We start from the raw sequence: 16835 nt of genomic DNA, 5'->3' as shown, positions 1-16835 counted from the left end.
CCCGGGAACCCCGATCGTGATCGAGCCGCCGCCGCGGGCCGGTCTCAGAGGTTGAGAAGCCAGCGCCCGCCGCCGATGAGCGAGCACAGGGCGACCGCGTGGAAGAGGAACAGCCACAGCACCGGATGGGTGTGGGTGAGCCGCCCCAGCTGGTCCGCGTCCGAATCCGGCGCCCCGCCGTGCCGGCGCTTGGCCCCCAGCTCGAACACCGGCCGGACCCCGCCCAGCAGCAGGAACCACACGGCCGCGTACGCGAACGCCGCCTGCACCCCGGCCGGGGCGAGCCAGGACACCAGGACGAACGTGCCGCCGGCCAGCACCACCGTCAGGGCCCCGTACGCGTTGCGGATCATCACCAGCATCGCCAGCAGCAGCGCGGTCGCCGCCCACAGCAGCAGCGTGATCCGGTGGGCCGACAGCAGCGCGGCCCCGCCGAGCCCCAGCAGCGAGGGCGCCGTGTACCCGGCGGCGGCCGTCAGGATCATCCCGGGGCCGGTCGGCCTGCCGCGGCTGACGGTGACCCCGCTGGTGTCCGAGTGCAGCCGTATCCCGTCCAGGCGGCGCCCCGTCAGCAGGGCCAGCAGGCCGTGCCCGCCCTCGTGCGCAATGGTCACGGCGTTGCGGGACACCCGCCACACCGGGTGCGGCGCCACGAGCGCCAGCGCGGCCAGGGCCGTCACGATCACCAGCCACAGGGCCGGCGGGGTCTGTATGCCCGTGAGCCGGTCCCACAGGCCGGCCGGCGTGGTGCTGTCCATAGAGTGGCGGACTCCTTGCGGTGAGGGTCGGATGACATGGCAGTGTGGCAGCCATGTGCGGACGGTATGCAGCGGGCCGCGGGCCCGAGGACCTGGCCCGGATCTTCGGCGTCGAGCGGTGGGAGCCCGAGGAGACCCTGGCCCCCGACTGGAACGTGGCGCCGACGAAGGAGGTCCACGTCGTCCTCGACCGCCCCCTCAAAGACGCCTCGAACCCGCGTCCGGTTCGCCAGCTGCGCGTCCTGAGGTGGGGCCTCGTCCCGTCCTGGGCCAAGAGCCCCGACGGCGCCGCCCGGATGATCAACGCCCGGTCCGAGACCCTCGCCGAGAAGCCGTCCTTCCGCCGCCCCTTCATGCAGCGCCGCTGCATCATCCCCGCCGACGGGTACTACGAGTGGGTCACCGCCCACGACGAGCGCCACCTCGAGGTCGAGGGGAAGCGGAAACGGGCGCGCAAGCAGCCGTACTTCGTGCTCCCCGCCGACGGCTCCGTCTTCGCCATGGCCGGCATCTACGAGTTCTGGCGCGACCGGACCCTGCCCGACGAGCACCCGCAGGCCTGGTGGGCCACCTGCTCGGTGATCACCGCCGACGCCGAGACCGCGCCGCTGGCCGTCGCCCCCGCCGACGGGCCGCGCTCGCTCTCCGAGATCCACCCCCGGATGCCGCTGATGCTGACCCCCGACCGCTGGGACGCCTGGCTGGACCCGGCGAACACCGACGCCGACGGCTCGCTCCGGGAGCTGCTGGCGCCGCCGCCCGGCGGGCTGATGCGCGCCTTCCCGGTCTCCACCGCTGTGAGCAACGTGCGCAACAACGGGCCGGAGCTGCTGAAGGAGCTGGACGCGCCGGAGGAGGGCACCCTCTTCTGAGCGGCCGCCCGCCGCGCCGGGCGGGACGGGGGCAGGACGGCGGGCAGGATGGGGGCATGACCACGCTTGCGCGCACCGAGAGCGTCCCCACCCCGGCCGGCGAGGCCCGCATCACCTGGCACCCCGCGCCCGAGGCCCGACTCGTCCTGGCCCTCGGCCACGGGGCGGGCGGCGGCATCGAGGCGCGCGACCTGAAGGCGCTGGCCGCCGCCCTGCCCGCCCGCGGGACCACCGTGGCCCTGGTCGAGCAGCCCTGGCGGGTCGCCGGCAGGAAGGTGGCCGCCGCCCCCAAGGTGCTCGACGAGGCCTGGCACGGGCTGTGGCCGGCGCTGGCGCGGCCCGGACTGCCCGTGGTGGCGGGCGGGCGCAGCGCGGGGGCCCGGGTGGCCTGCCGGACCGGCGCCGTACTGGGCGCGGCCGGGGTGCTGGCGCTGGCGTTCCCGCTGCACCCGCCGGGCCGGCCCGAGAAGTCCCGGGCCGGGGAGCTGACCGGGGCCGGGCTGCCCACCCTGGTCGTCCAGGGCGGCCGGGACCCGTTCGGGCGGCCGGAGGAGTTCCCGCCGCCGGCCGGCCCCGAGCCGTACGAACTCGTCGAGGTGGAGCACGGCGACCACGGCTTCGCCGTGCCGAAGAAGGCGGACGTCACGCAGGACGAGGCCCTCGCCGTGATCACGGACGCCGTGGCCGCCTGGCTGGAGGCGCTGCCCCGCCCCTCCGCCTGATCCGCGCCCCCTGCGCCCGCCCGACCTGACACAGACCGCGGCCCCGCGCCCCCGGCGGGAATGCGCGGCCCGACGCTTCTGTTGTGCCCGATGTCGGAACGCACGGCATCTCGTCGGAGGAGAGGGAGCGCATGACCCGGGTCATCAGCCAGGACCGTCCGCAGGCTGCTGGGCTGGAATGGACGGTCCTGCCCGCGCCCAAGCGCAGCCCGCTCCGGGCGGCGGAGGGCCGGGATGGTCGACTATTCTCCGATTCGAGCGGGTCCGCTTTCGGAGCCGCCGCGCAGTCGGAGGAGGTGGGTCCTGTCGCTGGGACCGGGGAAGGCCACGCGGAGGAGACGACCGCCGAGCGCAACGCGCGCTTCGAACGGGACGCCCTCGGTTACCTCGACCAGATGTACTCGGCCGCGCTGCGCATGACGCGCAATCCGGCCGACGCCGAGGACCTGGTCCAGGAGACGTATGCCAAGGCGTACGCGTCCTTCCACCAGTTCCGCGAGGGCACCAACCTCAAGGCGTGGCTCTACCGCATTCTGACCAACACCTTCATCAACTCCTACCGCAAGAAGCAGCGCGAGCCGCAGCGCAGTGCGGCGGAGGAGATCGAGGACTGGCAGCTGGCGCGCGCCGAGTCGCACATGTCGACGGGACTCCGCTCCGCCGAGTCGCAGGCGCTCGACCACCTGCCCGATTCCGATGTGAAGGAAGCGCTTCAGGCCATCCCGGAGGAGTTCCGCATCGCGGTCTATCTTGCCGACGTAGAGGGCTTTGCGTACAAGGAGATCGCGGACATCATGGGTACACCCATCGGTACGGTCATGTCGCGACTGCACCGTGGCCGCCGTCAACTCCGCGGAATGCTGGAGGACTACGCCCGCGAGCGCGGGCTGGTCCCGGCGGGCGCGGGAGAGTCGAACGACCTGAAAGGCTCGGGCTCATGAGCTGCGGAGAGCCGCACGAGACGGAGTGCTCGGAGGTACTTGACCACCTCTACGAGTTCCTGGACCACGAGATGCCGGACAGCGACTGCACGAAGTTCGAGACGCACTTCGGCGAGTGCAACCCCTGTCTGGAGAAGTACGGTCTGGAGCAGGCCGTGAAGAAGCTGGTGAAACGCTGCTGCGGCTCGGACGACGTGCCGAGCGACCTGCGCTCCAAGGTGATGGGGCGGATCGAGCTGATCCGCTCGGGCCAGGCGGTGCCCGACCACGACGTCACCGCCGATCCCGCCACCGGCTGACACGACGACGTCCGAGGGTGACTCCGCCCCCGGGGAAGGCCCTTCGTTCACCCGAAGGCGCCAATCCCGGGGGCGTTCGTCTGAGCGCCCGCCCCCCGCCCGCCCCCCGCTTGCCCCCGCCCGGCCCCCGCCCGGCCGCGGTCGCGGCCCGCCGGAGCACGGGCCGGGCCGGAGGCCGCGGAGGGCCCCGCCCGGGTTCCGGCCGGGGGCGGACGTGACAGAGTTGATCCCGTCCCACCTGGGTAACCCATGGGTAATGAGCGGCCGTCCGAGTGGGCATGGTTGGATGCCAGTAGGAGCGTCCGTGAGGGTGTCCGCAAGGCTGCACCGTTGTCCCCCAGCCACCGCTGGGGGCGCCCCCAAGCAGGCGGGAATCGTGAGGATCTTCGGGAAGGTACGGCATAGGCCATCCGCCTCGTGGCGGCAGGCCACCGACCGCGCGTTCACGCTGATCGGCGACGGCCGGTACGAGGACGCGGGTGCGCTGCTGACCAGGGCCGCCGACCTGGAGCCCTGGCTGTCGGAGTCCTGGTTCAACCTGGCCCTGCTGCACAAGTTCCGGCACGACTGGGAGCAGGCGCGCGCCGCCGGCCTGCGGGCCGTGGCCCTGCTGGACCGCGAGACCGGCGCCCCGGACTGGTGGAACGTCGGCATCGCCGCGACCGCGCTCCAGGACTGGCCGCTGGCCCGGCGCGCCTGGCAGGCGTACGGGCTGAAGGTGCCCGGGGATCCGCACGGCAAGGGCGGCGAACCCGTCGGCATGGAACTCGGCAGCGCCGCCGTCCGACTGTCCCCGGAGGGCGAGGCCGAGGTGGTCTGGGGCCGCCGCCTGGACCCGGCCCGCATCGAGGTGCTGTCCATCCCGCTGCCCTCGTCCGGACGACGCTGGGGCGAGGTCGTCCTGCACGACGGGGTGCCCAACGGCGAGCGGGTCACCGCGGCCGGCCCCGCCTACCCCGTCTTCGACGAGATCGAGCTGTGGGCGCCGTCGCCGGTGCCGACCTGGGTGGTGCTGCTGGAGGCGGCCACCGAGACCGACCGGGACTCCCTGGAGCAGCTCGCCTCGGACGCGGGCTTCGCCGCCGAGGACTGGTCGTCCTCGGTGCGGCTGCTGTGCCGGACCTGCTCGGAGAGCGTGATGCCGAGCGGCGAGGGCGACGGCGAGCACCTGGACCCCCACGACCACAGCGAACCCGGCCACCCGGGCCCGCTGGGCCACCGCACGGCCGGCTCCGGCTCGCTGTGGGTCCCCGAGCGCGAGTGCGGGATCGCCGCCCCGGCCGGCCTGGTGCGCGGGCTGCTCGACGGCTGGGTCGCCGACAGCCCGGACACCCGGGAGTGGCGGGATCTCGAAGAAGTCTGCTGACGGGGCACCGTAGGCTGTACCGGCACATTGTGAACGGGTGGACTTACGGAAGGCGTACGGCGGAAATGGCGCAGCAGGAGAACGAGGTCATCGCGGTGGACGACGACGGCTACCTCGTGGACACCGAGGACTGTGAGGCGCGCGAGCTCGCCCACCGCGAGCGCGGCACCACCCGTCCGATCACGGTCGTGGGCAACCCGGTGCTGCACCGCGAGTGCAAGGACGTCACCGAGTTCGGCGACGAGCTGGCGCAGCTGATCGACGACATGTTCGCCAGCCAGCGGGCAGCGGAGGGCGTGGGCCTGGCCGCGAACCAGATCGGCGTGGACGCCAAGGTCTTCGTCTACGACTGCCCGGACGACGAGGGCGTCCGCCACACCGGCGTCGTGGTCAACCCGAAGCTCGTGGAGCTGCCGGCCGCGTCCCGCGTGCTCGACGACTCCAACGAGGGCTGCCTGTCGGTCCCGACCGCGTACGCCTCGCTGGCCCGCCCGGACTACGCCGAGGTCACCGGCCAGGACGCCAAGGGCAACCCGATCAAGGTGCGCGGCACCGGCTACTTCGCCCGCTGCCTGCAGCACGAGACCGACCACCTGTACGGGTACCTGTACATCGACCGGCTCTCGAAGCGGGACCGCAAGGACGCCCTGCGCCAGATGGCCGAGGGCACCCCGCGCTACGAGACCGTCCCGAACGACTGACACGCGCCGCACACGCCGAGGGGCCCGCTCCGGATCGCATCCGGAGCGGGCCCCTCGGGCGCTCGGCCGGTACGGCTCAGAAGTCCTCGTCCAGGTCGACCGTGCCCTCGACGGCGACCTGGTAGGCCGACGGGCGGCGCTCGAAGAAGTTCGTCAGCTCCTGGACACCCTGAAGCTCCATGAAGGAGAACGGGTTCTGCGAGCCGTACACCGGCGGGAAGCCGAGGCGGACCAGGCGCTGGTCGGCGACGCACTCCAGGTACTCGCGCATCGACTCGGTGTTCATGCCCGGCAGGCCGTCACCGCACAGGTCGCGGCCGAACTGCAGCTCCGCCTCGACGGCCTCCTTCAGCATGTCCGTGACCTGCTGCCGGAGCTCGTCGTCGAAGAGGTCGGGCTCCTCCTTGCGGACCGTGTCCACGACCTCGAACGCGAAGTTCATGTGCATGGTCTCGTCCCGGAACACCCAGTTGGTGCCGGTGGCCAGGCCGTGCAGCAGACCGCGCGACCGGAACCAGTACACGTAGGCGAAGGCGCCGTAGAAGAACAGGCCCTCGATGCACGCCGCGAAGCAGATCAGGTTCAGCAGGAAGCGGCGGCGGTCGGCCTTCGTCTCCAGCCGCTCGATCTTCTCCACCGAGTCCATCCACTTGAAGCAGAACTGCGCCTTCTCGCGGATGGAGGGGATGTTCTCCACCGCCGCGAACGCCGCCGCACGGTCGTCCGGGTCGGGCAGGTAGGTGTCCAGCAGCGTCAGGTAGAACTGGACGTGCACGGCCTCCTCGAACAGCTGGCGCGACAGGTACAGGCGCGCCTCCGGGGAGTTGATGTGCTTGTACAGCGTCAGGACCAGGTTGTTCGCCACGATCGAGTCGCCCGTCGCGAAGAACGCGACCAGCCGGCCGATCATGTGCTGCTCGGCGGGCGTCAGCTTCGCCAGGTCCGCCACGTCCGAGTGGAGGTCGACTTCCTCCACCGTCCACGTGTTCTTGATCGCGTCCCGGTAGCGCTCGTAGAAGTCCGGGTAGCGCATCGGGCGGAGCGTCAGCTCGAAGCCGGGGTCGAGGAGGTTCTTGTCGGGGGTCGGCATTACTGGCAGGCCTCGCAGGACTCGGGGTTCTCAAGGGAGCAGGCCAGTGCCTCGGCGTCGAGGGCCTGCGGGAGGGGGGTGGCGGCGGCCGGGACGGCGGCACCGCCGGACGCGGCGCGGGCGATCCTCGTCGCCGGGCGCGAGCGCAGGTAGTACGTGGTCTTCAGACCCTGCTTCCAGGCGTACGCGTACATCGACGACAGCTTGCCGATGGTCGGCGTCTCCATGAACAGGTTCAGCGACTGCGACTGGTCCAGGTACGGCGTACGGGCCGCCGCCATGTCGATCAGGCCGCGCTGCGGGATCTCCCACGCCGTGCGGTACAGCTCGCGGACCTCGGCCGGGATCCAGTTGAAGCCCTGGACGGAGCCGGAGGAGTCGCGCAGCGCCTCGCGGGTCTGCGCGTCCCACACGCCGAGCTTCTTCAGGTCCTCCACCAGGTAGCCGTTGACCTGGAGGAACTCACCCGACAGCGTCTCGCGCTTGAACAGGTTGGAGACCTGCGGCTCGATGCACTCGTACACGCCCGCGATCGAGGCGATCGTCGCGGTCGGCGCGATGGCCAGCAGCAGCGAGTTGCGCATGCCGGTGGTCGCGATCCGGGCGCGCAGCGCGTCCCAGCGCTCCGGCCAGGTGAGCTCGACGCCGTAGTGGTCGGGGTGCAGCACGCCCTGCGCGGTACGGGTCTGCTCCCAGGCCGGGAGGGTGCCGTGCTTCTCGGCGAGGTCGGCGGAGGCCTCGTACGCGGCGAGCATGATCCGCTCGGCGATCCTCGTGGAGAGGGCCTTGGCCTCGGCGGAGTCGAAGGGCAGGCGCAGCTTGAAGAAGACGTCCTGGAGGCCCATCGCGCCCAGGCCCACCGGGCGCCACTTGCCGTTGGAGCGGCCGGCCTCCTCGGTCGGGTAGAAGTTGATGTCCACGACCCGGTCGAGGAAGGTCACGGCGGTGCGGACGGTCTCGTCGAGGCGCTCCCAGTCCATCTCGCCCGTCTCGGCGAGCACGAAGGCGCCGAGGTTGACCGAGCCGAGGTTGCAGACGGCGGTCTCGCCGTCGTTGGTGACCTCGATGATCTCGGTGCACAGGTTGGAGGAGTGGACGACCGTGCCCGGCAGGGCCGTCTGGTTCGCGGTCCGGTTGGAGGCGTCCTTGAACGTCATCCAGCCCTGGCCGGTCTGCGCGAGGGTGCGCATCATGCGGCCGTACAGCTCGCGGGCCGGCATGGTCTTCTTGGCCAGGCCCGCCTGCTCGGCCTTGACGTAGGCGGCGTCGAACTCGTCGCCGTACAGGTCGACCAGCTCGGGCACGTCGGCCGGGGAGAACAGCGACCACTCGGCGTCGGAGTTCACGCGGCGCATGAACTCGTCGGGGATCCAGTGCGCCAGGTTCAGGTTGTGCGTACGCCGGGCGTCCTCACCGGTGTTGTCGCGCAGCTCCAGGAACTCCTCGATGTCCGCGTGCCAGGTCTCCAGGTAGACGGCGGCGGCGCCCTTGCGGCGGCCGCCCTGGTTCACGGCGGCGACGGAGGCGTCGAGGGTCTTCAGGAACGGGACGATGCCGTTGGAGTGGCCGTTGGTGCCGCGGATCAGCGAACCGCGGGCGCGGATGCGGGAGTACGACAGGCCGATGCCGCCGGCGTGCTTCGACAGGCGCGCGACCTGGTGGTAGCGGTCGTAGATCGAGTCGAGCTCGTCCAGCGGGGAGTCCAGCAGGTAGCAGGAGGACATCTGCGGGTGCCGGGTGCCGGAGTTGAACAGCGTGGGGGAGGACGGCAGGTAGTCCAGGCGGCTCATCAGCCGGTACAGGGACGCGACTTCCTCGACGGCCTCGATGCTGTCGTTCTCGGCCAGGCCGCAGGCCACGCGCAGCATGAAGTGCTGCGGGGTCTCGATGACCTGGCGGGTGATCGGGTGGCGCAGCAGGTAGCGGCTGTGCAGGGTGCGCAGGCCGAAGAAGCCGAAGCGGTCGTCGGCGCCCTCGGCGAGGGTGTGCTCGACCAGCGCGTCGAGGCGGCTCGCGTGCAGCCGGACGAACTCGGCGGTGCGGTCCGCGATCAGGCCCTCGCGGTGGCCGACCTCGACCGAGGCGGAGAAGGAGGTGGCGCCCTGGCCCGCGGCCTCCTCGGCGACGGCGATCGTCAGCAGGCGGGCGGCGAGCCGGGAGTAGGCCGGGTCCTCGGAGATCAGACCGGCCGCGGCCTCGGTGGCCAGCCCGCGCAGCTCGGCCTCGTCGGCGCTCGCGCTGCGGCCGCGCAGGGCGGCGGCGGCGACCCGGCCGGGGTCGGTGTCGGGAAGGTCGGCGGTCAGCTCGGTGAGGGTGCGCAGCAGCGCGGCCCCGGGGCCCCCCTCAGTTCCGTTGTCGGACGGGTCGGACTCGGCGCGCGGTGCGGAAGGCGCGATGGTCACGGGGGGAGCTCTCCCTCGCTCGGCTCCGGGACGGCGGCGGCGCGGGCGCGAGCGGGCGCGCGCGGGCAGGGGCCCGTCAGGGCAGCACCGCGCGATGTCCGCCGGCCCTACCGCGAGGCCCGGACGTGGTCGGCACCCGGTTCGGTCGAGCCGGGCGCGCCGTCGGCAGGTCGTCGGACTTCGGTGACACCGATGGGTGTACTTCATACCGTTGCGGGACAGTTCCGGATTCGCACCGGATTCCCCTGCGGCGACAGCGAGGATGAGCATACATGTGGGGGGAGGTTTCTGTGCGACCCCCTAGATGTTGTGTCCGGGCCTTTGCTGAGCGTGGCCTCACAGCTCCAGTCGGTAGGTGAGCAGCGTCAGTGCGGGGATCGGGGACCAGTCCAGTTCCGGGGTGCGGACGAAGCCCAGGCGGGCGTAGATCCGCTGGGCGCCCCGCATCGCCGGCTGGGTGGACAGGGTCAGCGCGGTGACCCCGTCGAGGGCGCGGGCCCGCTCGATGCACGCCCGTACGAGGGCCTCCCCGACGCCCGTGCCGCGCGCCCCGGGTGCGACGGCCAGCATGCGGAACTCGGCCTCGTGCGGCCCGGCGACGTCGGCGAGCGGGCTCCCGGGCGGGGCGAAGGTCACCCCGCCGAGCACCTCCCCGTTCCGTACGGCGACCAGCACCTCGCCGTCGGCGGCCCGGCCGGCCACATCGCGCAGGACGTTCAGGTAGGTGTCGTCCTCGTTCTGGTCGAGCAGCCCGTCCCCGGTGTAGGCCTGCCCGGTGATCTCGCCCAGCCGCTCGAACTCGGCGGGCACGGCAATACGGATGTCGATGTCCATGCCGCCGAGTGTGCCGGACGGGGGCGGCCGCCCGGCGCTATCGTCGGGAGCAGCACCGTCGAGGAAGGCGAGCGAGGCATGACCGTGATGACTGACCGCCCCCAGATGCTGACCGAGGATTTCGAGACTCTCGCCCGCATAGGCGCCAGGGAGCTGGAGGGGCTGCGACTGGAGTTTGTCGACGGAAAGCTGAGGCTCAAAGCAGTGCCGGATGGGGATCACGACCGGATCATCGTGTGGCTCGCCCGCATCTGCATGCAGCACCGGCCCGAGCAGTGGCTTCACGTCGAACGCGGGCTGAAGGTCGAGCAGTACCGCTCGGGTCGCGCGCGGCCGGACGCCTCGCTTGCGCCGGACGGCGCATTCGAGGGCCAGGGGGAGTGGGCCGATCCTGCCCCGGTCCTGATGGTCGTCGAAGTCACTTCGTACGATTCGGACACAGACGAGCGTGATCGCAAGGAGAAGCCGCGCGCGTACGCGGAGACGGGCATCCCCGTCTTCGTCCTGATCGACCGGGACAACTGCCAGGTGCGCGTCCACAGCGAGCCCGACGGGCAGCTGTATGAGACCGTGCGCACCATCCCCTTCGGCAAGGACGTCGAGCTGCCCGACCCGGTCGGCTTCTCCTTCTCGACCGAGCCGCTCAAGGACTGGGTGCGCTGAGGCCGCGCACGGCGAAGGGGGCCGCCGTGACCGGCGGGCCCCTTCCCTGCGGCAGCGCTCAGCAGCAGCGGAAGCCCTCGCGGGGGTCCGCCTCGCGGGCGTCGGTACGGGCGCGTTCGAAGGCGCGGCGGGTCATGACCTCGGCGTCCGGGTCGTGGGAGCGGGCGTGCGCGACGTACCGGTCGTACGCCGCCTCGCCGGAGAACTCCCGCACGTAGAACCGCGCCTTCGCCAGCGCGCCGCGCACCCCGCCGCCGCTCATGCCACGGGCTCCTTCGCGCGGCCGCCGCCCGAGTCGAGGCCGGCGGCGGCGAGTTCGGCCCGCTCCTCCGGGGTCGCGATGAGCCCGGCCGGGGCGATGATCTTCGACTCGGTCCACGGGACCTCGGTCAGCCGGACCGTCTCGGGGCTGCGGACGGCCTTGATGCAGGTGCGGGCCGCGTCCAGCAGCACGATGACGATCAGGACCGCGAACAGCCCGGCCAGGACGCCGTCGACGGTGGCGTTGATGACCACCGTGTGCATCTCGTCCATGTTCTTCGCGGGGGCGAGGACCTTCCCCGCGTCGATGCCGTCCTGGTACTTGTCGCGCTGCGCGAAGAAGCCGACCTTCACGTCGTCGGAGAAGATCTTTTGCCAGCTCGCGGTGAGGGTGACGGCCACGTCCCAGGCCAGCGGGACGCCGGTCACCCAGGCCCACTTCAGCCGCCCGGACTTGACGAGCAGGGTCGTGCAGACGGCCAGGGCCACCGCCGCGAGCAGCTGGTTCGCGATGCCGAACAGCGGGAAGAGCTGGTTGATACCGCCCAGCGGGTCCTTGACGCCGACCCACAGGAAGTAGCCCCAGCCGCCGACGACCAGAGCGCTGGCCAGCCAGACGCCGGGCTTCCAGCTGACGTCCTTGAAGGACTTGTGCACGTTGCCGAGGGTGTCCTGGAGCATGAACCGGCCGACGCGGGTGCCCGCGTCCAGCGTGGTCAGGATGAACAGCGCCTCGAACATGATGGCGAAGTGGTACCAGAAGGCCTTCATGCCGGCGCCGCCGAGGACGGCCGAGAAGATTTCCGACATTCCGAGTGCGAAGGTCGGCGCGCCGCCCGTGCGGGACAGCAGGGTGGCCTCCTCGACGTCCTTCGCGGCCTGGGCGAGGAACTCCGGCGAGACGGAGAACCCGAAGTTCGTGACGGCCTGCGAGGCGGTCTGGACGGTGGTGCCGACGACCCCGCCGGGGGAGTTGACCGCGAAGAACAGACCGGGCTCGATGACGGACGCGCAGATCATCGCCATGACGGCTACGAAGGACTCGGTCAGCATGGAGCCGTAGCCGATGACCCGGACCTGGGTCTCCTTCTGGATCATCTTCGGGGTGGTGCCCGAGGAGACCAGGGAGTGGAAGCCGGACAGCGCGCCGCAGGCGATGGTGATGAAGACGAAGGGGAACATCGACCCGGCGAAGACCGGGCCGTCCCCACGGGCGGCGAAGTCGGTGATCGAGGGCATCTTCAGCGTCGGCATGGCGATGACCACGCCGAGGGCGAGCATCGCGATCGTGCCGATCTTCATGAAGGTGGAGAGGTAGTCGCGGGGTGCGAGCAGCATCCACACCGGCAGCACCGAGGCGATGAAGCCGTACGCGACCATCCAGATGATCAGCGTTTCCTTCTCCAGGGTGAAGGTGTCGGCCAGCGAGGACTCGGCGACCCAGCCGCCGGCGACGATGGCGAGCAGCAGCAGGGCGACGCCGATGACGGAGACCTCGGTGACCCGGCCGGGCCGCAGCACGCGCAGGTAGAAGCCCATGAACAGGGCGATCGGGATGGTCATGCCGATGGAGAAGACGCCCCAGGGCGAGTGCGCCAGCGCGTTGACGATGACCAGGGCGAGCACCGCCAGCAGGATGATCATGATGGCGAACACGGCGACGAGGGCGGCGGCTCCGCCCACGGGGCCGATCTCGTCCCGGGCCATCTGGCCGAGCGAGCGGCCGTCGCGCCGGGTGGAGAAGAACAGGGTGACCATGTCCTGGACGGCGCCCGCGAAGATCACGCCGGCGACGATCCAGATGGTGCCGGGCAGGTAGCCCATCTGCGCGGCGAGCACCGGGCCGACGAGCGGTCCGGCGCCGGCGACGGCGGCGAAGTGGTGGCCGAAGAGCACCCGCCGGTCGGTCGGGTGGAAGTCGACGCCGTTGTCGAGGCGTTCGGCGGGCGTGGCCCGGGTCTTGTCGACCCGGAGGACCCGGTGGGCGATGAAGCGCGCGTAGAAGCGGTAGCCGATGGCGTACGAGCCGAGCGCTGCGGCGAGCAGCCAGGCGGCGGAAACCTCCTCGCCGCGGGAGAGTGCGAGCACGGCCCAGCCGATGGCCCCGACGAGGGCGACGAGCACCCACACGGCGATCGACTTCGGGGTCATGCGGCCTGGTGCGGAAGGCGAGTCCGGTGCCGTGCCCGAACTCGCCGCGTTCCGTTGGGTGCCTGTTGCTTCCGGTTCCGGCATGATCCTCGTCCCCTCGTTGATCATCTGCGCAAGCGCAGGGAATCTACGGGGGCCCGACCGGTGAACGTAAGCCCCCGTCCGTATAGCGGAACGAGAGTCAACTACGGATCAGACGGCAGGGCGCTGGAGTCGGGCAACGAACTTGTATCGATCTCCGCGGTAGACCGACCGCACCCACTCGACCGGCTCCCCGTCGGCGTCCAGGGAGTGCCGGGAGAGCAACAGCATCGGCAGGCCGACGTCCGTGCCGAGCAGCCCGGCCTCGCGCGGGGTGGCCAGGGAGGTCTCGATGGTCTCCTCGGCCTCGGCGAGCCGTACCCCGTACACCTCGGCGAGGGCGGTGTAGAGCGAGGTGTACTTGGCCAGGGAGCGGCGCAGGGCGGGGAAGCGCTTGGCCGACAGGTGGGTGGTCTCGATGGCCATGGGCTCGCCGCTGGCCAGGCGGAGCCGCTCGATGCGCAGGACGCGCCCGCCCGGGGCGATCTTGAGCAGTCCGGCCAGGGTGTCGTCGGCGGTCACGTAGCCGATGTCGAGGAGCTGGGAGGTGGGCTCCAGGCCCTGCGCCCGCATGTCCTCCGTGTAGGAGGAGAGTTGCAGCGGCTGGGAGACCTTCGGCTTGGCCACGAAGGTGCCCTTGCCCTGGATGCGCTCCAGCCGGCCCTCGACGACGAGCTCCTGGAGGGCCTGGCGCACGGTGGTGCGGGAGGTGTCGAACTCGGCCGCGAGGGTGCGCTCGGGCGGGACGGGCGTGCCGGGGGGCAGCGTTTCCGTCATGTCGAGCAAGTGCCGCTTGAGTCGGTAGTACTTGGGCACGCGCGCGGTGCGCGTGGCCGCACCGCCCTCCGGCTCGGTGGTCGCCCCTTCGGTGGCCATCGCCGCCCGCCTTCCCGACTCCAGTTTCGCTGCCGTCACCGGCTCCTCCGATATGTGCGGTCACATGGTGACACGGGTGGGGGGACGGGCCTTCAGTCCTCCCCCCAGGTGTCGGTCCTGTAACGGACCCGGCACCCGATCATTAGACCCTTGACACCCCTAAAGGTCTAGGCCAAGCTCCGGTTACTGGTCTACACCAATATGGATCAGATCCCGGCCCCACGGGCAGTACTCGTGCAGTACTCGGTGCATCACCGCGGCGGGCGAGGGAAGTTGCAGGCAGCATCCCTGAGGAGGGTGGCGTGAAGCGCAAGCTCATCGCGGCGGTCGGTGTCGCGGGCATGATGGCCGGTGTCGCGGCGTGTGGCAGCGGGGGCGGCGACGGCAAGGGCACGGCCGACGCGGGCGGCGCCAAGGAGATCACCGTCTGGGTGATGGACGGATCCGCGCCGAAGGCCTGGATCGACGAGGTCAACAAGGAGTTCTCGGCCAAGCACCCCGGTGTGACGGTCAAGGTCGAGGTCCAGGCGTGGAAGGGCATCCAGGAGAAGGTCACCACGGCCCTCTCGGAGAACACCCCGCCGGACGTCCTGGAGCTCGGCAACACCCAGACCGCCGGCTACGCGGTCACCGGCGGCCTCGCCGACCTGACCAAGGAGAAGGGCAGGCTCGGCGCCGACGCCTGGCAGAAGAGCATGCTCGCCTCCGCCGAGTACGAGGGCAAGCTCTACTCCGCCCCGTGGTACGCGGCCAACCGCGTCGTCGTCTACGACAAGAAGGCCTTCGAGAAGGCCGGCGTCACCCCGCCGAAGACCCGCGACGAGTGGATCGCCGGCCTGGAGAAGCTCAAGGCCTCCGACCCCTCCACCCAGCCGATCTACCTTCCCGGCCAGAGCTGGTACGTCCTCGCCGGCCTCGTCTGGGACGAGGGCGGCGACCTCGCCGTCAAGGACGGCGGCAAGTGGAAGGGCGGGCTCGGCACCCCCCAGGCCGCCTCCGCGATGGAGTTCTACAAGAAGCTCCAGTCCTACTCCACCGCCCCGAAGGACAAGGACGAGGCCACCCCGCAGCAGTCCACCGACATCGTCCCCAAGGGCGGCGTCGCCTCCTGGATCGGCCTGGGCTGGGAGGCCGGCGGCGCGGAGAAGGCCCTGAAGGAGGCGGGCAAGGAGGCCGACTTCGGCTACTTCCCGATCCCGGGCAAGACCGCCGACAAGCCCGGCACCGTCTTCCTCGGCGGCTCGAACCTCGCCGTCGCCGAGCGTTCCAAGAACAAGGAGCTCGCCAAGGAGTGGCTGGCCCTGGCCACCGGCAAGGACCAGATGGCGAAGTACGCCGCCGAGGTCAAGGGCTCGCTGCTGCCGAACCAGGCCGCCGCCAACTTCACCCCGGCCGCGGGCTCCTTCGCCGAGGCGATGGGCAAGGGCGGCGTCAACGGCAAGATCACCCCGGTCACCCCGGGCTGGGCGAACGTCGAGACCGAGCCCAACCCGATCAAGGAGTTCATGACCAAGGTCCTCAAGGGCGAGGACGCCGCCAAGGCGGGCGCGGAGGCGGACAAGGACATCGCGAGCCGCATCAACAAGTAACACCCGCACCACACCCGCACCGGGGGGTGCGGCAGGCGCCCGGCTGCGCCCGCCGCACCCCCGGTCGCACGGACAGACGTACGCGACGCCCGCCCGCTGCCGACCGGGTGGGACGGACGCCGGTCGCCACAGCCAACCGCGAGGAAACAAGACATGACCGTGCACTCCCAGGGAGCGGCGACCGCTCCACAGGACGCACCACACGAGTCCGGCGGGCCGCACGCATCGGGGGCGCCACAGCAGCCGCAGCCCGCCGGGGCCGGGAAGAAGGCTCCGAAGAAGGCTCGGAAGAGGGCCCCGTCTCCTCGCGGGGCCAGGCCCTCGCCGCCCTCGGGATGGCTGCCGTACCTGCTGATCGCGCCGGCGGTGCTCAGCATGGCCGCGCTGCTGCTCTACCCGCTGGCCAAGAACGTCGTCCTGTCCTTCCAGAAGGTCGACCGGATCGAGTTCATCCGGCGCGAGGCGCCCTTCCACGGCGTGGAGAACTACACCCAGCTGCTGGGCGACGCGCACTTCTGGACCGTGGCCGTCCGCACCTTCGCCTTCACCGCCGCCAACGTCGCGCTCATCATGGTGGCCGGCAGCCTCCTCGGCCTCCTGCTGAACAGGCTGGGCAGATGGATGCGCCTGGTCCTGTCGCTGGCCCTGGTGATGGCCTGGGCCATGCCGATCGTCGCGTCCGTGACCGTCTTCCAGTGGCTGTTCGACGAGCAGTTCGGCGTCATGAACTGGGTCATGCGCACGCTCGGCTTCTCCGGTTACGAGCAGCACAACTGGTTCGAGACCGGCTGGTCGACCCTGGTGATCGTCACGATCCTGGTGGTCTGGGGCTCCGTCCCCTTCGTCGCCCTCAACATGTACGCCGGCCTGACCACCGTCGGCGCCGAACTGTACGAGGCCGCGCGGATGGACGGCGCGAACGGCTGGCAGACCTTCTGGCAGGTCGTCTTCCCCAACCTCAGGCCCTTCTTCCTCGTCACCACGTTCCTCGAGGTGATCTGGGTCTTCAAGGCCTTCACCCAGGTCTACGCGATGAACCGCGGCGGCCCCGACCGCGCCTCCGAAACCCTGCCCGTCTTCGCCTTCGTCGAGGGCCAGAGCCAGGGCCACTACGCGCTCGCGGCAGCGATCTCCGTCCTGACGATCGTGATGCTCGTGGTCGTCATGTCCTTCTACTTCCGCCTGATCCTGAAGCAGGAGGAGGAGCAGTGAGCACCACCACCGCCCCG

The 16835-nt window shown here is 71.0% G+C and carries 16 protein-coding genes and 1 riboswitch; of the genes, 9 read left to right on the top strand and 7 right to left on the bottom strand.

Annotation, left to right across the window (positions count from 1 at the left end):
• Nucleotides 1–44: 44 nt before the first annotated feature.
• Nucleotides 45–758, bottom strand: coding sequence for a M50 family metallopeptidase (locus tag AC068A_RS27620; protein ID WP_478588949.1), 714 nt, complete (start codon nt 756–758; stop codon nt 45–47).
• A gap of 53 nt (nt 759–811) precedes the next feature.
• Between AC068A_RS27620 and AC068A_RS27615 the strand changes: the two genes are divergently transcribed.
• The 6 genes from AC068A_RS27615 to def all read left to right on the top strand — a co-directional run bounded on the left by AC068A_RS27615 (nt 812) and on the right by def (nt 5659).
• On the top strand, nt 812–1630 hold the full coding sequence (locus tag AC068A_RS27615; protein ID WP_478588948.1) for an SOS response-associated peptidase: 819 nt from the start codon (nt 812–814) through the stop codon (nt 1628–1630).
• Nucleotides 1631–1686: 56 nt separating this feature from the next.
• Nucleotides 1687–2352, top strand: a complete 666-nt coding sequence (locus AC068A_RS27610; RefSeq protein WP_478588947.1) for an alpha/beta hydrolase family protein — start codon at nt 1687–1689, stop codon at nt 2350–2352.
• A 296-nt stretch (nt 2353–2648) separates the two neighbouring features.
• A complete protein-coding gene (locus tag AC068A_RS27605) occupies nt 2649–3293 on the top strand; it encodes a sigma-70 family RNA polymerase sigma factor (RefSeq protein WP_478588969.1) in 645 nt (214 codons plus the stop codon).
• Nucleotides 3290–3592, top strand: a complete 303-nt coding sequence (rsrA, locus tag AC068A_RS27600; RefSeq protein WP_383504660.1) for a mycothiol system anti-sigma-R factor — start codon at nt 3290–3292, stop codon at nt 3590–3592. The genes AC068A_RS27605 and rsrA overlap by 4 nt, the downstream gene beginning before the upstream one ends.
• A gap of 376 nt (nt 3593–3968) precedes the next feature.
• Complete coding sequence (locus AC068A_RS27595) at nt 3969–4958, top strand: tetratricopeptide repeat protein (protein WP_478588946.1); 990 nt, start codon at nt 3969–3971, stop codon at nt 4956–4958.
• Between the two features lie 65 nt (nt 4959–5023).
• Nucleotides 5024–5659, top strand: a complete 636-nt coding sequence (gene def, locus AC068A_RS27590; protein WP_478588945.1) for a peptide deformylase — start codon at nt 5024–5026, stop codon at nt 5657–5659.
• Between the two features lie 76 nt (nt 5660–5735).
• On the opposite strand, the gene AC068A_RS27585 is transcribed toward def, so the two are convergent.
• From AC068A_RS27585 to AC068A_RS27575, 3 genes are all read right to left on the bottom strand, one after another.
• Nucleotides 5736–6749 carry a ribonucleotide-diphosphate reductase subunit beta gene (locus AC068A_RS27585; RefSeq protein WP_478588944.1) on the bottom strand — a complete coding sequence of 338 codons (1014 nt, stop codon included), beginning with the start codon at nt 6747–6749 and terminating at the stop codon, nt 5736–5738.
• Nucleotides 6749–9151, bottom strand: a complete 2403-nt coding sequence (locus AC068A_RS27580; protein ID WP_478588943.1) for a ribonucleoside-diphosphate reductase subunit alpha — start codon at nt 9149–9151, stop codon at nt 6749–6751. The genes AC068A_RS27585 and AC068A_RS27580 overlap by 1 nt, the downstream gene beginning before the upstream one ends.
• A gap of 147 nt (nt 9152–9298) precedes the next feature.
• A riboswitch (cobalamin riboswitch) is annotated at nt 9299–9427 on the bottom strand.
• 60 nt (nt 9428–9487) lie between these two features.
• Nucleotides 9488–9985: a GNAT family N-acetyltransferase gene (locus tag AC068A_RS27575; RefSeq protein ID WP_478588942.1), complete on the bottom strand. Its 498-nt coding sequence runs from the start codon at nt 9983–9985 to the stop codon at nt 9488–9490.
• A 78-nt stretch (nt 9986–10063) separates the two neighbouring features.
• Between AC068A_RS27575 and AC068A_RS27570 the strand changes: the two genes are divergently transcribed.
• Nucleotides 10064–10648, top strand: coding sequence for a Uma2 family endonuclease (locus AC068A_RS27570; RefSeq protein ID WP_478588941.1), 585 nt, complete (start codon nt 10064–10066; stop codon nt 10646–10648).
• 58 nt (nt 10649–10706) lie between these two features.
• Here AC068A_RS27570 and AC068A_RS27565 read toward each other — a convergent pair whose 3' ends face one another.
• From AC068A_RS27565 to AC068A_RS27555, 3 genes are all read right to left on the bottom strand, one after another.
• On the bottom strand, nt 10707–10910 hold the full coding sequence (locus tag AC068A_RS27565) for a YbdD/YjiX family protein (RefSeq protein WP_360630894.1): 204 nt from the start codon (nt 10908–10910) through the stop codon (nt 10707–10709).
• Nucleotides 10907–13060 carry a carbon starvation CstA family protein gene (locus AC068A_RS27560; protein ID WP_478588940.1) on the bottom strand — a complete coding sequence of 718 codons (2154 nt, stop codon included), beginning with the start codon at nt 13058–13060 and terminating at the stop codon, nt 10907–10909. The genes AC068A_RS27565 and AC068A_RS27560 overlap by 4 nt, the downstream gene beginning before the upstream one ends.
• A 192-nt stretch (nt 13061–13252) precedes the next feature.
• Complete coding sequence (locus AC068A_RS27555; protein ID WP_478588939.1) at nt 13253–14017, bottom strand: GntR family transcriptional regulator; 765 nt, start codon at nt 14015–14017, stop codon at nt 13253–13255.
• A 302-nt stretch (nt 14018–14319) separates the two neighbouring features.
• Here AC068A_RS27555 and AC068A_RS27550 point away from each other — a divergent pair, with 302 nt between their 5' ends.
• Entirely contained in the window at nt 14320–15606 is a 1287-nt protein-coding gene (locus tag AC068A_RS27550) for an extracellular solute-binding protein (RefSeq protein WP_478588938.1), read from the top strand.
• 153 nt (nt 15607–15759) lie between these two features.
• Nucleotides 15760–16818 carry a carbohydrate ABC transporter permease gene (locus AC068A_RS27545; protein WP_478588937.1) on the top strand — a complete coding sequence of 353 codons (1059 nt, stop codon included), beginning with the start codon at nt 15760–15762 and terminating at the stop codon, nt 16816–16818.
• Nucleotides 16819–16835: the final 17 nt, after the last annotated feature.

The organism is Streptomyces sp. NPDC043854, assembly GCF_056436005.1.
Note: the sequence above shows the minus strand (reverse complement) of the source record. Positions and strands in the feature narration are given on the sequence as shown.

Bases quoted from the DNA above. Each gene is read 5' to 3' on its own strand.
- AC068A_RS27620 (WP_478588949.1), bottom strand. From the start codon at position 758: ATGGACAGCACCACGCCGGCCGGCCTGTGGGACCGGCTCACGGGCATA.
- AC068A_RS27615 (WP_478588948.1), top strand. From the start codon at position 812: ATGTGCGGACGGTATGCAGCGGGCCGCGGGCCCGAGGACCTGGCCCGG.
- AC068A_RS27610 (WP_478588947.1), top strand. From the start codon at position 1,687: ATGACCACGCTTGCGCGCACCGAGAGCGTCCCCACCCCGGCCGGCGAG.
- rsrA (WP_383504660.1), top strand. From the start codon at position 3,290: ATGAGCTGCGGAGAGCCGCACGAGACGGAGTGCTCGGAGGTACTTGAC.
- def (WP_478588945.1), top strand. From the start codon at position 5,024: ATGGCGCAGCAGGAGAACGAGGTCATCGCGGTGGACGACGACGGCTAC.
- AC068A_RS27585 (WP_478588944.1), bottom strand. From the start codon at position 6,749: ATGCCGACCCCCGACAAGAACCTCCTCGACCCCGGCTTCGAGCTGACG.
- AC068A_RS27575 (WP_478588942.1), bottom strand. From the start codon at position 9,985: ATGGACATCGACATCCGTATTGCCGTGCCCGCCGAGTTCGAGCGGCTG.
- AC068A_RS27570 (WP_478588941.1), top strand. From the start codon at position 10,064: ATGACCGTGATGACTGACCGCCCCCAGATGCTGACCGAGGATTTCGAG.
- AC068A_RS27565 (WP_360630894.1), bottom strand. From the start codon at position 10,910: ATGAGCGGCGGCGGGGTGCGCGGCGCGCTGGCGAAGGCGCGGTTCTAC.
- AC068A_RS27560 (WP_478588940.1), bottom strand. From the start codon at position 13,060: ATGACCCCGAAGTCGATCGCCGTGTGGGTGCTCGTCGCCCTCGTCGGG.
- AC068A_RS27555 (WP_478588939.1), bottom strand. From the start codon at position 14,017: ATGGCCACCGAAGGGGCGACCACCGAGCCGGAGGGCGGTGCGGCCACG.
- AC068A_RS27545 (WP_478588937.1), top strand. From the start codon at position 15,760: ATGACCGTGCACTCCCAGGGAGCGGCGACCGCTCCACAGGACGCACCA.